This is a genomic window from Ancylobacter sp. TW_SC_1, assembly GCF_056836805.1.
On the sequence record NZ_CM166365.1, the window covers coordinates 463,917 to 479,995 of the forward strand.

Consider the following 16,079-nt stretch of genomic DNA (forward strand, 5'->3'; position numbering starts at 1 on the left):
CCGCTCAGCGGCCAAAGACCGCGAAATAGCGCTCGATGATGCCGGCATAGACGCGTGTCAGCGCCTGCACCTCGTCGACGGGGGTGGATTCGTCGACCGCGTGCATGGTGGAGCCGACGAGGCCGAACTCGATCACCGGGCAGTGGTCCTTGATGAAGCGCGCATCCGAGGTGCCGCCGGTGGTGGAAAGCTCCGGCCGCTGGCCGGTGGTCGTCCCGATCGACGCGACCACCAGATCGACGAAGGCGCCCGGCGCGGTGAGGAAGCTGTCGGAGGAACGCGGCTCGAAGACGAGGCCGAAGCGCACCTCGTTGCCGGCCGCCACCTTCAGCCGGCGCTCGATCTCGGCGGACAGCGTCGCCGGGGTCCACAGATCGTTGAAGCGGATGTTGAAGCGCGCCCGCGCCTGCGCCGGAATGACGTTGAAGGCCGGGTTGCCGACATCGACCGAGACGACTTCGAGGTTCGAGGCCTGGAAATGCGCCGTCCCGGCGTCGAGCGGCTCGGCCTTGAGCGCGGCGAGCAGCTTCACCATGCCGGGAATCGGGTTCTCGGCGAGATGGGGATAGCCGACATGGCCCTGCCTGCCCTGCACGGTGAGCGTGCCCGACAGCGAGCCGCGCCGGCCGATCTTCACCATGTCACCCAGCACCGCGCGCGAGGAAGGCTCGCCCAGCACGCAATGGTCGAGACGTTCGTCACGATCGGCGAGCCAGCGCAGCAGCTTCTCCGTGCCGTTGATCGCCGGTCCTTCCTCGTCGCCGGTGATGAGGAAGGAGATCGAGCCCGGCAGGTCGCCGCGCTCGGGGTCGTGGTCATGTACGGCCGCGAAGTCGAGGCCGGCAGCGATGAAAGCGGCGACGCCGCCCTTCATGTCCACCGCGCCGCGCCCATAGATCAGCCCGTCCTGGATCGCCCCCTCGAAGGGCGGAAAGCGCCAGTGTGAGGGATCGCCCGGCGGCACCACGTCGGTATGGCCGGCGAAGCACAGGTTCGGACCCTTGGTGCCGAAGCGGGCATAGAGGTTTTCAACGTCCGGCGTGTCGGGGCCGGTCAGCCGGACCCTGTGGGTGACGAAGCCGGCCGCATCGAGCAGCACCTCGAGATGGGTGAGCGCGCCGCCCTCCTCTGGCGTCACCGAGGGGCAGCGGATGAGCGCGCGCAGGATCTCGACGGGATCGGCTTTGGAATGAGGCATCATACCGACTTCCCCAGGACGTCATCGCGGAAACGGCGAAGCCGTTATCCGCGATCGCGAAGGAACATGCACGTCCACCCGCACGCGATCCCGACACTACGCTGCGCCTCGGCCGGGCCGACGGTCAAGCGACAGCGATGGCGGGAAGCGGCCCGCCGGCCGCTCAGTCGCGCAGAAGGTCGTTGATCGAGGTCTTGGAGCGGGTCTGCTCGTCCACCCGCTTGACGATCACCGCGCAGTAAAGCGAGGGGCCGGGCGCGCCGTTCGGCAGCGGCTTGCCCGGCAGCGCACCGGGCACCACCACGGAATAGGCCGGCACCTCTCCGACGAACACCTCGCCGGTGGCGCGGTCGACGATCTTGGTGGTCGCCGAGATGAACACGCCCATGGAGAGCACCGAGCCCCGGCGCACGACCACGCCCTCGACGACTTCCGAGCGGGCGCCGATGAAGCAGTCGTCCTCAATGATGACCGGCCCGGCCTGCAACGGCTCCAGCACGCCGCCGATGCCGACGCCGCCGGACAGGTGCACGTTCTTGCCGATCTGCGCGCAGGAGCCGACCGTCGCCCAGGTGTCGACCATGCTGCCGGTATCGACGCGGGCGCCAAGATTGACGAAGGACGGCATCAGCACGACGTTCGGCGCGATATGGGCGGAGCGGCGGACGATGGCGCCGGGCACGGCGCGGAAGCCGGCAGCGCGAAACTCGGCCTCGCCCCAGCCCTCGAACTTGGAGGGCACCTTGTCCCACCAGTGGGCGCCGCCCGGGGCACCGGGAATGGCGGTCATGTCGTTGAGACGGAAGGACAACAGCACGGCCTTCTTGAGCCACTGGTTGACCACCCAGTTGCCGTCCGCGCCCGGCTCGGCGACGCGCGCTTGGCCGGCATCGAGAAGGGCGAGGGCTTCGTTCACCGCGTGACGGATCTCGCCGCCGGTCTCGAAATTGACCTCGGCCCGGTTCTCGAAGGCGTTCTCGACGATGCTCTGAAGCTGGCTCGACATGTCACTCTCCCGCTGTCCGGCGCGTCTTGTCCGGTCGCGCGCGGGTTCTGTCAACGCCTGAGTCGCCTCACGCGGTGCGCAGCGCGTTGAGGAAGCCCGTGAGGTCGTCCGTGACCACGTCGATATGGTCGCCGTCGCGTCCCTCATGCTCCCACGCCTCGCGGTCGGCCGGATTCACGGCGAGGCCCGGCGGCACCACGAGCACGGTGCGCATGCCGAGCTGCGCCGGCACTTCCAGATTGCGGGCGAGGTCCTCGAACATCGCCGCGCGGGTCGGATCAACGTCGAAGCGCCTGAGGAAGCCGCGATAGGCGGTCTCCTGCGGCTTGGGGTGGAACTCGGCGGCGACGATGTCGTGCACGTCGGCGAAGTGCTCGGAGATGCCGAGCTTGGCCAGCACCTGTTCGGCATGAGCACGCGAACCGTTGGTGTAGACCAGCTTGCGCCCACCGAGCGCGCCCAGCGCCTCGCCGAGGGCGGGCGCCGCGTCGAGGCTCGCCAGATCGATGGCGTGGACATCGGCGAGGAAGGCATCCGGGTCCATCGCGTGCTCGATCATCAGCCCACGCAGCGAGGTGCCGTAGCGCCGGTAATAATCCTTCTGCAGCGCGAAGGCCTCGTCGAGCGTCAGCCCGAGGAGGTTGGCGATATAGGCCCGCATCTTCAGGTCGATCTGCCGCCACAGGTCGAGGCCGGGCGGGTAGAGTGTGTTGTCGAGGTCGAACACCCATGTCTCGACATGGGTGAAGTCGACCGCGCGGGGGCTCTCGATGGGCGACACCTGCACCGCCTCAGGGCCGGATCAGCGTGCCGGCACCGTGATCGGTGAGCAGCTCCAGCAGGACGGCGTGCGGCACCTTGCCGTCGAGGATGACGACCCCCTCGACGCCCTGCTCCAGCGCGTAGATGCAGGTTTCGACCTTGGGGATCATGCCGCCGGAAATGGTGCCGTCGGCGATCAGCGCGCGCGCCTGCGCGATGGTCAGTTCCTTGATCAGGTTCTTGTCGCGGTCGAGCACGCCCGGCACGTCGGTGAGCAGCAGCAGGCGCTTGGCCTTGAGCGCCCCGGCGATGGCGCCGGCGAAGGTGTCGGCGTTCACGTTGAAGGTGCCGCCATCCTTGCCGGTGGCGACCGGCGCCAGCACCGGGATCAGATCGCGGCCGAGGATCTGATCCAGCACCGTGGTGTCCACCGTCTCGGGTTCGCCGACGAAGCCGAGGTCGATCACCCGCTCGATGTTGGAATCGGGATCGCGCACGCTGCGCGTCACCTTGGAGGCGACGACCATGTTGCCGTCTTTCCCCGAAAGGCCCAGCGCCTTGCCGCCGGCCTCGTTGATGAAGCCGACGAGGGATTTGTTGATCGAGCCGGCCAGCACCATCTCGACGATCTCGACCGTGGCCTTGTCGGTGATGCGCAGGCCGGCGGCGAATTCCGACTTGATGCCGAGCTTGGCCAGCATGGCGCCGATCTGCGGCCCGCCGCCATGCACCACGACCGGGTTCACGCCGGACTGTTCGAGCAGCACGATGTCTTGCGCGAAATCGCGCGCCACCTGCTCGTCGCCCATGGCGTGTCCGCCATACTTCACCACGATGATGGCGTCGTCGTAGCGCTGCATGTGCGGCAGCACCTGCACCAGCATGCGGGCCTTGGCGTGATCGTCGATGGTCTCAGCGGTCATGGCGGATCCGTTCGCACGGGGCGGGGGCGAAACAAAGGCCGCGCGGGCGGCCGGTTCGAGGCGTGCCCTTCTAGCCGATTTCGATGACGCTTCTCAATCGTCGCCTTGCGCCATGCTCCCCCCTTTCGCAGACATGAATTCGCACCGAGAGTGGGGCGGGCGGCGATGTGGGCGGGCTTGCAAGCAACGGCTTGCGCGCCGAAACCTGTCCGCCGCGCCCCGCGCGTGCCATATCGACGCCATGAGCAGGCACATTCCTTCCGCGCGGCCGATCGCGGCGCGCTTCGTCGAGGGCTCGACGCTGCGGCACGTCGCAGTGATGACCGCTGCCGGTTCGATCGGCCTGATGGCGGTGTTCGTCGTCGACCTGCTGAACCTCTTCTACATCTCGCTGCTCGGCGAGGAGGAGCTGGCGGCGGCCATCGGCTATGCCGGCACGGTGATGTTCTTCACCACCTCGGTCGGCATCGGCGTGATGATCGCCGGCTCGGCGCTGGTATCGCGGGCGGTGGGCAGCGCGCAGATCGAGAGCGGGCGGAGGCTCTCCACATCGTCCTTCCTCTACATGGCGCTGGCGACCGGGCTGATGGCGGCGGCGATGCTTCCACTGCTCGGCCCGATCCTGTCGCTGCTCGGCGCCACCGGGCGCACGCTGGATCTGGCGCGGGACTTTCTTCTCATCGTGCTGCCCTCGACGCCGCTGCTCGGCATCGGCATGGCGGCCTCGGGCACGCTGCGCGGCATCGGCGACGCGCGCCGCTCCATGTGGGTGACGCTGTCGGGCGGCCTCGCCACTGCCGTGCTCGATCCGCTGCTCATCCTCGCCCTCGGCCTCGGCGTAGAGGGCGCGGCGATCGCCACGGTGGTGGCGCGGCTCGTCATGGCGGCCTACGGGCTTCACGCCGTGGTACGGGTCCACAGGCTGGCAGAGCGCCCGAGCCTGAGCGGCCTGCTGGCCGATCTCGGGCCGCTCTCCACCATCGCCGTGCCGGCCATCCTCACCAATGTCGCCACGCCGATCGGCAACGCCTATGTGACCCACGCGCTCGCCCCGCATGGCGACGCGGCGGTGGCGGCCTGGGCGGTGATCGGCCGGCTGATCCCGGTCGCCTTCGGCCCGCTCTTCGCGCTCACCGGCGCCATTGGCCCGATCATCGGCCAGAATGTCGGCGCGGCGCGCTACGACCGGGTGCGGCAGGCGATCCGCGACAGCCTGAAGCTGACGCTGGCTTATGTGCTGCTGGTCTGGCTGGTGATGGCGCTGGCACGCCAGCCGATCGCCGGCGTGTTCGGCCTGTCGCCGGAGGGCGTCGCGCTGGTGGAGTTCTTCTGCCTCTACGCGGCGGGCAGCTATGTCTTCTTCGGCGCGCTGTTCGTCGCCAATGCCGCCTTCAACAATCTCGGCGCGCCGCTGCTCTCGACCCTATTCAACTGGGGCCGGGCGACGCTCGGCACCATGCCCTTCGTCTGGCTCGGCGGCCAGTATTTCGGCGCCGCCGGGGTGCTCGCCGGGCAGGCGCTCGGCTCGGTCGCCTTCGGCGTCGCGGCACTGATCTGCGCCTTCGCGGTGGTTGGGCGGCTGCATGCCGGCACGCCCCCACCGGCGCCGGCAACGCCGCTGGCCGGGGCCGAGCTGCCGCCCTTCTCGCGCGGCGAGGACGCGCCCGCCATCGAGGCCTCGCCGGTCGATCCGCGCACGCCGTGAGGCGCCGGCCTTCCGGCTCTTCCCTCCCGGGGAGGAGAACGGATAGAGTACGCCATGAGCGACTTCGCCCTCGGCACCCTCACCCTGCCGCCAGACGGCCGCCAGTCCGAGACCGCCCGCGCCATCCAGCGCGGGGCCATGCGCTATCTCGCGGCGCGCGGTCTGGTGGGCATGCCGGAATTCTCCCTCGCCTCCGGGCGCCGTGCCGACATCGCGGCGTTGGACGCCCGCGGCGAGGTGTGGGTGATCGAGATCAAGTCCTCGGTGATCGACTTCCGCACCGACCGCAAATGGACGCAGTACCGGCAGCATTGCGACCGGCTGTTCTTCGCGGTCGCCCCCGACTTCCCGCTCGACATCCTGCCTGACGACACCGGCATCATGGTCGCCGATCAGTTCGGCGCCGGGCTGGTGCGCGAGGCGCCCCACCACCCGGTGCCGGGCGCTACCCGCAAGGCGCTGACGCTGCGCTTCGCCCGCGCCGCCGCCGGCCGGCTGATGGGCCTGATGGACCCCGAGGCGCTGCGCGGGATCGAACTCTAGAGGGGGATAAGCCGCCGCGTGGCCCCCTCAGTGCTTGAAACCCGGGTCCTGCGTCTGTCAGCGTCGCGCCATGAACGTTCAAGCAGAGAATCCGGCGCCCGATGACGCCGAAACCAGGGCAGCGGCCGGGGCGGCCGCCCGCAAGGCGGGCGACGCCGAACGCGTCACGCCGATGATGGCGCAGTACATCGAGATCAAGACCGCCAATCCCGGCAGCTTGCTGTTCTACCGGATGGGCGACTTCTACGAGCTGTTCCTCGACGACGCCGAGATCGCCGCGCGCACGCTCGGCATCGTGCTCACCAAGCGCGGCAAGCATCAGGGCGAGGACATCCCGATGTGCGGCGTGCCGGTCGAGCGCGCCGAGGAATATCTCAACAAGCTGATCGCCGCCGGCCACCGCGTCGCCGTGTGCGAGCAGGTCGAGGACCCGGCCGAGGCGAGGAAGCGCGGCCCCAAGAGCATCGTCAAGCGCGACGTCATCCGTCTGGTCACGCCCGGCACGCTGACCGAGGACGCCCTGCTCGACGCCCGGCGCGAGAACGTGCTGGCCAGCGTGGCGCGGGTGAAAGGCGGAGAGGGCGAGGACGGCTACCTCTACGCCCTCGCCTTCGCCGACATCTCGACCGGCAGCTTCCGCGTGGCGGAAACGGATGCGGACCGGCTCGCCGCCGACCTCGCCCGTATCGAGCCGGCCGAGCTATTGGTGGCCGACGCGGTCTATGAGGATGCCGAGCTGCGCCCGATCTGGCGCTCGCTGCCGGCCGTCACGCCGCTGCCGAAGGAGAGCTTCGACGGCTCCTCCGCCGAGCGGCGGATCGCCGGCTTCTTCCAGGTGGCGACGCTCGATGCCTTCGGCAGCTTCTCGCGCGCCGAGCTGGCGGCCGCCGCCGCCATCGTCGCCTATATCGAGCGCACCCAGCTCGGCGCGCGCCCGCCGCTCAGCCGGCCGCAGCGCGAGGCCTCCGCCGACGTGATGGTCATCGACCCAGCGACGCGGGCCAATCTGGAGATCCTGCGCACCACCACCGGTGAGCGCGCGGGAAGCCTCTGCGCGGCGGTGGACCGCACCGTCACCTCGGCCGGCGCGCGCCTGCTCGCCCGCCGCCTCGCCGAGCCGCTGACCGACCCGCTGCGCATCGCCGCCCGGCTCGACGCGGTGGAGCATCTCGTCGAGCAGACCGGGCTGCGCGCCCAGCTGCGCGAGCGACTCGCCGGCGCGCCGGACCTTGCCCGCGCGCTCTCGCGCGTCGCGCTCGGCCGCTCGGGGCCCCGCGACCTCGCCGCCATCGGGCGCGGTCTCGCCGAGGGCGCCGCCATCAGCGCGCTGATCGGCGCCTCCCCCGCGCCGGAGGAACTGGCGAGGGCGGCCGCCGTGCTGGCCGGGCTCGATCCGGCGCTGGCGGCCATGCTCGGCGCCGCGCTCGACGACGAACTGCCGCTCAACCGCCGTGACGGCGGCTTCACACGGCCGGGCTACAGCGAGGAACTCGACGCCACCCGCGCCATGCGCGACGAGAGCCGGCGCGTGGTTGCCGCTCTGGAGCGGCGCTATGTCGAGGAAACCGGCGTGCGGGCGCTGAAGATCCGGCACAACGCCGTGCTCGGCTATTTCGTCGAGGTGAGCCAGCAGAATGCCGACAAGCTGCGCGAGCCGCCCTTCGACGTCGTCTTCGTGCACCGCCAGACCATGGCGGGGGCGATGCGCTTCACCTCCACCGAGCTGGCCGAGCTGGAAGCCAAGATCGCCAGCGCCGGCGAGCGCGCGCTGGCGCTGGAACAGCGCATCTTCGACACGCTGGTCGAGGCGGTCATGGCGCAGGCCGAGGCGATCCGCGCCTGCGCCGAGGCGCTGGCCGTGATCGACGTCACCGCCGGCCTCGCCAAGCTCGCCGTTGACGAGGCGCAGGTGCGTCCCGACGTGCATGGCGGGCTGGACTTCGCCATCGAAGGCGGCCGCCATCCGGTGGTGGAGCAAGCCCTGCGCCGGGAAAGCGCTTCCGGCGGCGGGCCGTTCGTGGCCAATGACTGCGAGCTCTCCCCGCCGGACGGGGCCCGCTCGGGGCGCATCTGGCTCGTCACCGGCCCCAACATGGCGGGCAAGTCGACCTTCCTGCGCCAGAACGCGCTGATCGCCATCCTCGCCCAGGCCGGCGCCTTCGTGCCCGCGCGCGCCGCCCGTCTCGGCGTGGTGGACCGGCTGTTCTCCCGCGTCGGCGCGGCCGACGACCTAGCGCGCGGGCGCTCGACCTTCATGGTCGAGATGGTCGAGACCGCCGCCATCCTCAACCAGGCGACGGAGCGCTCGCTGGTCATCCTCGACGAGATAGGGCGCGGTACCGCGACCTTTGACGGCCTGTCCATCGCTTGGGCGAGCCTCGAGCACCTGCACGAGGTGAATCGCTGCCGCGGCCTCTTCGCCACCCATTTCCATGAGCTGACCGCGCTCTCCCAGCGCCTCGACCGTCTCGTCAACGCGACGGTGAAGGTGAAGGAGTGGGAGGGCGAGGTGATCTTCCTGCACGAAGTGGGACCGGGTGCGGCGGACCGCTCCTACGGCATCCAGGTCGCCAAGCTCGCCGGCCTGCCGCCCTCCGTCGTGGCGCGCGCGCGCGCCGTGCTCACCGAGCTGGAGAACGCCGACCGTGCCGCCCCAGCGCAGCGCATCCTCGACGACCTGCCGCTCTTCGCGGCGTTGAACCGGGCGCCCGCCCCCGCCGCGCCGGTGGCCAAGGCCGATCCGGTCGCCGAGGCCGTGAAGACGACACTGGAAGGGCTCGACCCCGACGAGATGACCCCGCGCGAGGCGCTGGAGGCGCTGTACAAGCTGAAGGCGTCGGCGAAGGGCGGGTGAGAGCGTCTCGCCGCGGGACCGTAAAGCAAGATGGCCGGGGCGAACCCCGGCCATCTTCATTTGGCGACCCGCGCCAGACTTACGCCTGGCTGGCGGCCTGCGTCTTCAGCGCCGCCTGCGCCGCCGCGAGGCGGGCGATCGGCACGCGGAAGGGCGAGCAGGACACGTAGTCGAGACCGACCTCCTCGCAGAAGGCGACCGAGGCCGGATCGCCGCCATGCTCGCCGCAGATGCCGAGCTTGAGCTTGGGGCGCACCGCCCGGCCACGCTCGGTGGCGATCTTCACCAGCTCGCCCACGCCGTCGACGTCGATCGAGACGAAGGGATCCACCTCGAAGATGCCCTTGGCGATGTAGGTGCCGAGGAAGGTGCCGGCATCGTCGCGCGAGATGCCGTAGGTGGTCTGGGTGAGGTCGTTGGTGCCGTAGGAGAAGAACTCCGCCGTCTCGGCGATCTCGCCGGCCTTGAGCGCGGCGCGCGGCAGCTCGATCATGGTGCCGACCTGGTATTCCAGCGTCATGCCGGTCTCGGCCTCGACCTGCTTCGCCACGCGGTCGATGACCTCCTTGACGAGGTCGAACTCGCGCTTGCCGGTGATGAGCGGCACCATCACCTCCGGCACCACCGGCTTGGCCGTGCTCTTCTGCGCCGCGACGGCGGCCTCGAAGATGGCGCGCGCCTGCATCTCGGCGATCTCCGGGAAGGCGATGGCGAGGCGGCAGCCGCGGAAGCCGAGCATCGGGTTGAACTCGTCGAACTCGCGCTTGCGGGCGGCGAGCTTGGCGGCACTCACCCCGAGGCCCTGCGCCACCTCGGCGATCTCCGCGTCGGTATGCGGCAGGAACTCGTGCAGCGGCGGGTCGAGCAGGCGGATGGTGACGGGCAGCCCGTCCATGATCTCGAACAGCTCCTGGAAGTCCGAGCGCTGGGCGGCGAGCAGCTTGGCGAGCGCGGCGCGGCGGCCCTTCTCGTCGTCCGCGAGAATCATTTCGCGCACGGAACGGATGCGGTCGCCGTCGAAGAACATGTGTTCGGTGCGCGACAGGCCGATACCCTCGGCGCCGAAATTCTTGGCGGTGCGGGCATCCAGCGGCGTCTCGGCATTGGCGCGCACCTTCAGGCGGCGCACGCCGTCGGCCCAGCCCATGAGGGTGGCGAACTCGCCGGACAATTCGGGCTGCAGGGTGGGCACCGCGCCGGCGATCACCTGCCCGGTGGCGCCGTCGATGGTGAGGATATCGCCCTTCTTCAGCGTCACCCCGCCCGAGGTGAGCGTACCGGCGGCATAGTCGACGCGGATGGTGCCGGCGCCGCAGACGCAGGGCTTGCCCATGCCGCGCGCGACCACCGCCGCGTGCGAGGTCATGCCGCCGCGCGTGGTCAGGATGCCCTGCGCCGCGTGCATGCCGTGAATGTCCTCCGGCGACGTCTCGATGCGCACGAGGATGACCTTGCGGCCCTGCGTCTTCAGCAGCTCCGCCTCGTCGGCGGAGAACACGATCTCGCCCGAGGCAGCGCCCGGCGAGGCCGGCAGGCCGGTGCCGATCACCTTCTTGTCGGCCTTGGGGTCGAGCATCGGGTGCAGCAGCTGGTCGAGCGCCGCCGGGTCGACGCGGCCGATCGCCTCCTCGCGGGTGATCACGCCGTCATTGGCGAGCTCCACCGCGATGCGCAGCGCCGCCTTGGCGGTGCGCTTGCCCGAGCGGGTCTGCAGCATCCACAGCTTGCCGCGCTCGACGGTGAATTCGAGGTCCTGCATGTCGCGGTAATGCGCTTCGAGCACATTGGCGGTGCGCTTGAACTCGGCGAACACCTCCGGCAGCGCCTTCTCCATGGAAGGCTTGTCGGAGCCAGCCTCGAGGCGCGCGGCCTCGGTGATGTTCTGCGGGGTGCGGATGCCCGCCACCACGTCCTCGCCCTGGGCATTGATGAGGAACTCGCCGTAGAGCGCGTTCTCGCCGGTGGACGGGTTGCGGGTGAAGGCGACGCCGGTGGCCGAGGTGTCGCCCATATTGCCGAACACCATGGCCTGGACGTTCACCGCGGTGCCCCAGCTCTCGGGAATCTGGTGCAGGCGGCGATAGACGATGGCGCGCTGGTTCATCCACGAACCGAACACCGCGCCGATGGCGCCCCAGAGCTGGTCGTGCGGATCCTGCGGGAAGGGCTTGCCCAGCTCGTGGGCGACCAGCGCCTTGTAGCGCGCGACGATCTCCTTCCAGTCGTCGGCGTGCAGGTCGGTATCGAGATTGTAGCCCTGATCGGCCTTGAAGCCGTCGAGCACCTCCTCGAAATGGTGGTGGGGGAAGTCCAGCACCACGTTCGAGTACATCTGGATGAAGCGGCGGTAGCTGTCATAGGCGAAGCGGGCGTCGCCGGAGGAAGCCGCCACGGCCTCGACGGTGACGTCGTTCAGCCCGAGATTGAGCACCGTGTCCATCATGCCGGGCATGGAGGCGCGGGCGCCCGAGCGCACGGAGACGAGCAGCGGGTTGGCGGGGTCGCCGAAGCTGCGCCCGGCAAGGCCGCCCACATGGGCGAGCGCGGCGTCGACATCCGCCTTCAGGCTGGCGGGATAGACGTTCCCGTTGGCGTAATAATAGGTGCAGACCTCGGTCGAGATGGTGAAGCCGGGAGGAACCGGCAGGCCAAGATTGGACATTTCCGCGAGGTTCGCGCCCTTGCCGCCCAGCAAGTTGCGCATCTGCGCCGCACCTTCCGCAGTGCCGTCGCCGAAGGTGTAGACCCATTTCGTCATTTCAGAAGCCCTGTTGGGTGAGGCCGCAGACAGCCCCGACACCGTGATGGAAATTCAGCCATGGCTGAAATGTACGCACCGCCAACGGGTTGGCCCGGTATACGACGAATGTCCCGCGCCTTTTCCCAACGTTGATCTAGCGTCTTGAGGTCTTTCCTTCAATCCATCATTCGCAGTTGCGTCATGAACTTTGTGCCATGCACCGTTCATCCCGCCGCCGCCGGATTGCCGCGACTCGGCGATTGAGGCAGGCTCGGCGCGCCGGCAACCCATCAGCCCAAGGGGCACAACTCATGATTGGCACTTTGACGAGATTGGCACCGCACGTCCTCAGCCTGCTGCGCGTGGCATCCGCCCTGCTGCTGCTTCAGCACGGCATGACGAAGCTGCTCGGAATCCCCGCCACGCAGATGACCGGCGTGGACCTGACCTCGCCGCCAGGCATCGCCGGCATCATCGAGCTGGTCGGCGGCGCGCTGCTGCTGATCGGGCTGTTCTCGCGGCCGACCGCCTTCATCCTCTCGGGCATGACGGCGGTGGCCTATTTCATGGTCCACGGGCCGCAGAATTTCTACCCGATCCTGAACGGCGGCGAGCTCGCGGCGCTGTACTGCTTCGTGTTCTTCTATCTCACCTTCGCCGGCCCCGGCCCCTGGAGCGTCGACGCGCTGCGCTCGCGCAACGCGTGAGGTCCGGCCACGTCATCCCGGAGCGGCCGCAACGCCGTATCCGGGATGACGTCGGTCGAGAGAACGGCGCCCGACAGCAGGGCGCGGCGAGGCCCGCTTCAGAACGGCATTCCGCCCGAACGGCCGAGCAGGCCCATCACACCGATGAAGATCAGGTAGATGGCGACGATGTAGTTGAGCAGGCGCGGCATCACCAGGATGAGGATGCCGGCGATCAGCGCGACGATCGGCTGGATGGCGACGAAGTTCATTTCCATGTCTCACTCCTCGGGACGGTAGCTGCATAAGCCGCCGGGCGACGGGAGGTTCCCGGCGCGGCGCGCGCACGCGTCATGCTACCGCCCACGCCCGCGACGCGGGAGGGGTTCAACCCTCGATGCGGTCGAAATCGGCGATGGTGCGGGTGAGGCTGCGGATGTCGGCGAGCAGGCGCAGCCGGTTGGCGCGCAGATCGGCCTCCTCGGCATTCACCGTCACCTTCTCGAAGAAGGCGTCGACCGGCGCGCGCAGCCGCGCCATCAGCGCCATGGCGGCCTCGAAATCCTCCGCCTCGAGCGCCGCCTCGATCTTCGGCCCGAGCCCGGCGATGGCCTCGGCCAGCGCGCGCTCCTCCGGCGCGTGCAGCAGCACCATGTCGACGCCGCCTTCATAGGAGGCGCCGTCCTTCTTCTCCTCGATGCGCAATATGTTCGCCGCGCGTTTGGCCCCGGCAAGCAGGTTCCGGCCGTCCTCGGTGGCGAGGAAGCGGCCCAGCGCCTCGACGCGCTTGACCACGAGGAGGAGGTCGTCCTGGCCTTCGAGCGCGAAGACCGCGTCGACCAGGTCGTGCCGCGCACCGGCTTCGCGGAGGTGAACCTTCAGCCGGTCGGCGAAGAAGGAGAGGAGGTCCGGCTCGACGAAATCGGAGAGCTTCAGCCGCAGCCCATTCTCCAGCACGAGGCGCACCACGCCGAGCGCGGCGCGACGCAGCGCGTAAGGGTCCTTGGAGCCGGTCGGCTTCTCGTCGATCGACCAGAAACCCGTAAGCGTGTCGAGCTTGTCGGCCAGCGCCACCGCGACGGAGACCGGTGCGGTGGGGACATAGTCGGTCGGGCCCTGCGGCTTGTAGTGCTCTTCCGCCGCAGCCGCGATCTCCTCGGGCAGGCCTTCGAGGCGGGCGTAATATTTGCCCATCAGGCCCTGCACTTCAGGGAATTCGCCGACGACTTCGGTGCGCAGATCGCTCTTGGCATAGAGCGCGGCCTGTTCCGCCAGATCCGGGTCGGCGCCGACCATCGGCGCCAGCGCCTTGGCCAGCGCGGCGATGCGCTGGATGCGCTCCAGCTGCGAGCCGAGCTTCTCGTGGAAGGTGACGTTGCCGAATTTCTCCAGCCGCTCGACCAGCGGCACGGTGGCGTTGGTCCGGCGGTCGGTGTCCCAGAAGAACTTGGCGTCGGACAGGCGGGCGCGGATGACGCGCTCGTTTCCGGCGACGATCGCCTTGCCGCCGTCGCTGGCAGCGAGGTTCGACACCAGCACGAAGCGGTTGGCGAGGCGCCCGGTGGCTGGGTCCTTCAGCACGAAGCACTTCTGGTTGGCGCGGATGGTGGCGCGGATCACCTCGTCCGGCACGTCGAGAAAGGCGGGGTCGAACGACCCCATCAGCACCACCGGCCATTCCACGAGACCGGCGATCTCGTCGAGCAGGCCGGCATCCTCCACCAGCTCAAGTCCCTGCGCCAAAGCGAGGTCCTTGGCGTCGTTGAGGATGATGTCCTTGCGGCGCTCGCGGTCGACCACGACGAAAGCGGCCTCCAGCTTGGCCATCCAGTCCTCCAGCCGGCGGACCCGGATGGTGCCCTCCGACAGGAAGCGGTGGCCGCGCGTGGTGTCGCCGGAGCGGATGCCGTCGACCTCGAAGGGCACGATCTCCGGCTCCTCGGTCTCGGGGCCGAAGGTGCACAGGATCGACTGCAGCGGGCGCACCCAGCGCAGCGTGGTCGGACTGGTCGAGCCCTTGCCCCAGCGCATCGACTTCGGCCAGGGGAAGGCGCGGATCACCTCCGGCACGATCTCGCCGATCACCTCGGGCGTGGTGCGGCCGTGCTTGTGGATGCGCGCGACGTAGAACTCGCCCTTCTTCGGGTCGCTCTCGATGCTCGCCTGATCGATGGACGACAGGCCCGCCGCCTTGAGGAAACCGTCGATCGCCGGCTGCGGGGCGCCGACGCGCGGGCCCTTGCGTTCCTCATGCGTGTCGGGCTGGTGCGCGGACAGGCCGTGCACCGCCAGCCCCAGCCGGCGCGGGGTGACGAAGGCCTTGGCGCCCTCATAGACCAGACCCCGCTCGACCAGCGCGTCGGTCACGAGCTTCTTCAGGCTGTCCGCAGCGGCCGCCTGCATGCGGGCGGGGATTTCTTCGCAGAACAGTTCGAGCAAGAGATCGGGCATTGGCCAAGTCGATACGTTCGAGGTCGGTGGATGCGAGGCCGCTCCAGCAAGCGGCGCCACGCGAAGGGAGAAAGCGGGGGCGCCGGCGCGCTCAGGCCGCTGGAGTGCCGCCCGCCGCGGTCGCCAGCCAAGCCGCCCCGCAGGCCTTGGCCAGCTCGCGCACGCGCAGAATGTAGCTCTGGCGCTCGGTGACGGAAATCACCCCGCGCGCGTCCAGCAGGTTGAAGACATGGCTCGCCTTGATGCACTGGTCATAGGCGGGCTGCGCCATCAGGTGCCGCGTCTTCGCCTCGTCCGCCCAGCCGGCCTCGAGGTATTTCGCCGCCGCGCTCTCGGCCATGCGGAACTGCTCGAATAGCATGTCGGTGTCGGCGTGCTCGAAATTGTGCCGGGAATATTCCTGCTCGGCCTGCAGGAAGACCTCGCCATACGTGACCTTCTCGGCGCCCTCGCGGCCGTTGAAGTTGAGGTCGTAGACGTTCTCGACCCCCTGCACATACATGGCGAGGCGCTCCAGCCCATAGGTCAGCTCACCCGCCACCGGGGCGCATTCGAAGCCCGCCACCTGCTGGAAATAGGTGAACTGCGAGACTTCCATGCCGTCGCACCAGCACTCCCAGCCCAGCCCCCAGGCGCCGAGCGTCGGGCTCTCCCAGTCGTCCTCGACGAAGCGCACATCGTGCAGCCTCAGATCGATGCCGATGGCGTCCAGCGAGGCGAGATAGAGGTCCTGCAGGTCGGCCGGCGAGGGCTTCAGGATCACCTGGTACTGGTAATAATGCTGCAGCCGGTTCGGGTTCTCGCCATAGCGCCCGTCCTTGGGCCGGCGCGAAGGCTGCACATAAGCGGCCTTCCACGGCAGCGGCCCGAGCGCGCGCAGCGTGGTGGCGGGATGGAAGGTGCCGGCGCCCACTTCCATGTCATAGGGCTGCAGCACGACGCAGCCCTTGTCCGCCCAGAAGGCATGGAGCGCGAGGATGAGCCCCTGGAACGACTTGTCGGGGCGCATATGGGGCGGCAGGGCGGGATCGATCATCAGGGGACAAGCCGACGGTTGGCTGGAAAAGGCGGCGCAACCTAGGCCGGGCAAGGGCGCGGATCAAGGTGGGGCGTTGCCTTGCCACGGATGGCCGTCATCCCGGACGGCCTGCCGCCGGCCGGGATGACGGAGGAGGCCGCCCTCCCCGTTTCCGCCCGGGAAAAATCCGACT

General features: G+C 69.3%; 12 protein-coding genes. 4 read left to right on the forward strand and 8 right to left on the reverse strand.

All coding sequences use genetic code 11. The features are described 5' to 3' along the window. Positions 1–4: 4 nt before the first annotated feature. From dapE to argB, 4 genes are all read right to left on the reverse strand, one after another. Entirely contained in the window at positions 5–1,201 is a 1,197-nt protein-coding gene (gene dapE / locus AC1PZ7_RS02120) for a succinyl-diaminopimelate desuccinylase (RefSeq protein WP_482357872.1), read from the reverse strand. A 160-nt stretch (positions 1,202–1,361) separates the two neighbouring features. Continuing rightward, positions 1,362–2,204, reverse strand: coding sequence for a 2,3,4,5-tetrahydropyridine-2,6-dicarboxylate N-succinyltransferase (gene dapD / locus AC1PZ7_RS02125; RefSeq protein WP_482357873.1), 843 nt, complete (start codon positions 2,202–2,204; stop codon positions 1,362–1,364). Positions 2,205–2,271: 67 nt separating this feature from the next. Then, positions 2,272–2,985 (reverse strand): pyrimidine 5'-nucleotidase, encoded by a 714-nt coding sequence (locus AC1PZ7_RS02130; protein WP_482357874.1) that lies wholly within the window; start codon positions 2,983–2,985, stop codon positions 2,272–2,274. Between the two features lie 10 nt (positions 2,986–2,995). After that, positions 2,996–3,889, reverse strand: a complete 894-nt coding sequence (gene argB, locus AC1PZ7_RS02135; RefSeq protein ID WP_482357875.1) for an acetylglutamate kinase — start codon at positions 3,887–3,889, stop codon at positions 2,996–2,998. A gap of 241 nt (positions 3,890–4,130) precedes the next feature. On the opposite strand from argB, the gene AC1PZ7_RS02140 reads away from it, so the two are divergent. The 3 genes from AC1PZ7_RS02140 (at position 4,131) to mutS (ending at position 8,991) form a co-directional block, all read left to right on the forward strand. Beyond that, positions 4,131–5,594, forward strand: a complete 1,464-nt coding sequence (locus tag AC1PZ7_RS02140) for an MATE family efflux transporter (RefSeq protein WP_482357876.1) — start codon at positions 4,131–4,133, stop codon at positions 5,592–5,594. A 54-nt stretch (positions 5,595–5,648) separates the two neighbouring features. Further along, entirely contained in the window at positions 5,649–6,137 is a 489-nt protein-coding gene (locus AC1PZ7_RS02145) for an MmcB family DNA repair protein (protein ID WP_482357877.1), read from the forward strand. Between the two features lie 70 nt (positions 6,138–6,207). Continuing rightward, complete coding sequence (mutS, locus tag AC1PZ7_RS02150) at positions 6,208–8,991, forward strand: DNA mismatch repair protein MutS (RefSeq protein WP_482357878.1); 2,784 nt, start codon at positions 6,208–6,210, stop codon at positions 8,989–8,991. Between the two features lie 79 nt (positions 8,992–9,070). Here the strand turns inward: mutS and ppdK are convergent, their stop codons facing one another. Beyond that, the gene (gene ppdK / locus AC1PZ7_RS02155) at positions 9,071–11,749 is read right to left on the reverse strand and encodes a pyruvate, phosphate dikinase (RefSeq protein WP_482357879.1); all 2,679 of its coding nucleotides are present in this window, start codon (positions 11,747–11,749) and stop codon (positions 9,071–9,073) included. Positions 11,750–12,042: 293 nt separating this feature from the next. Between ppdK and AC1PZ7_RS02160 the strand changes: the two genes are divergently transcribed. Further along, on the forward strand, positions 12,043–12,438 hold the full coding sequence (locus AC1PZ7_RS02160) for a DoxX family protein (RefSeq protein ID WP_482357880.1): 396 nt from the start codon (positions 12,043–12,045) through the stop codon (positions 12,436–12,438). A 98-nt stretch (positions 12,439–12,536) separates the two neighbouring features. On the opposite strand, the gene AC1PZ7_RS02165 is transcribed toward AC1PZ7_RS02160, so the two are convergent. The 3 genes from AC1PZ7_RS02165 to AC1PZ7_RS02175 all read right to left on the reverse strand — a co-directional run bounded on the left by AC1PZ7_RS02165 (position 12,537) and on the right by AC1PZ7_RS02175 (position 15,904). After that, positions 12,537–12,695: a DUF3096 domain-containing protein gene (locus AC1PZ7_RS02165; RefSeq protein ID WP_482357881.1), complete on the reverse strand. Its 159-nt coding sequence runs from the start codon at positions 12,693–12,695 to the stop codon at positions 12,537–12,539. 109 nt (positions 12,696–12,804) lie between these two features. Next, complete coding sequence (glyS, locus tag AC1PZ7_RS02170) at positions 12,805–14,868, reverse strand: glycine--tRNA ligase subunit beta (RefSeq protein WP_482357882.1); 2,064 nt, start codon at positions 14,866–14,868, stop codon at positions 12,805–12,807. 91 nt (positions 14,869–14,959) lie between these two features. After that, on the reverse strand, positions 14,960–15,904 hold the full coding sequence (locus AC1PZ7_RS02175; protein ID WP_482357883.1) for a glycine--tRNA ligase subunit alpha: 945 nt from the start codon (positions 15,902–15,904) through the stop codon (positions 14,960–14,962). Positions 15,905–16,079: the final 175 nt, after the last annotated feature.

Coding starts and splice junctions, on each gene's coding strand:
- dapE (WP_482357872.1), bottom strand. CDS start 1,201: ATGATGCCTCATTCCAAAGCCGATCCCGTCGAGATCCTGCGCGCGCTC.
- dapD (WP_482357873.1), bottom strand. CDS start 2,204: ATGTCGAGCCAGCTTCAGAGCATCGTCGAGAACGCCTTCGAGAACCGG.
- argB (WP_482357875.1), bottom strand. CDS start 3,889: ATGACCGCTGAGACCATCGACGATCACGCCAAGGCCCGCATGCTGGTG.
- AC1PZ7_RS02140 (WP_482357876.1), top strand. CDS start 4,131: ATGAGCAGGCACATTCCTTCCGCGCGGCCGATCGCGGCGCGCTTCGTC.
- AC1PZ7_RS02145 (WP_482357877.1), top strand. CDS start 5,649: ATGAGCGACTTCGCCCTCGGCACCCTCACCCTGCCGCCAGACGGCCGC.
- mutS (WP_482357878.1), top strand. CDS start 6,208: ATGAACGTTCAAGCAGAGAATCCGGCGCCCGATGACGCCGAAACCAGG.
- ppdK (WP_482357879.1), bottom strand. CDS start 11,749: ATGACGAAATGGGTCTACACCTTCGGCGACGGCACTGCGGAAGGTGCG.
- AC1PZ7_RS02160 (WP_482357880.1), top strand. CDS start 12,043: ATGATTGGCACTTTGACGAGATTGGCACCGCACGTCCTCAGCCTGCTG.
- AC1PZ7_RS02165 (WP_482357881.1), bottom strand. CDS start 12,695: ATGGAAATGAACTTCGTCGCCATCCAGCCGATCGTCGCGCTGATCGCC.
- glyS (WP_482357882.1), bottom strand. CDS start 14,868: ATGCCCGATCTCTTGCTCGAACTGTTCTGCGAAGAAATCCCCGCCCGC.
- AC1PZ7_RS02175 (WP_482357883.1), bottom strand. CDS start 15,904: ATGATCGATCCCGCCCTGCCGCCCCATATGCGCCCCGACAAGTCGTTC.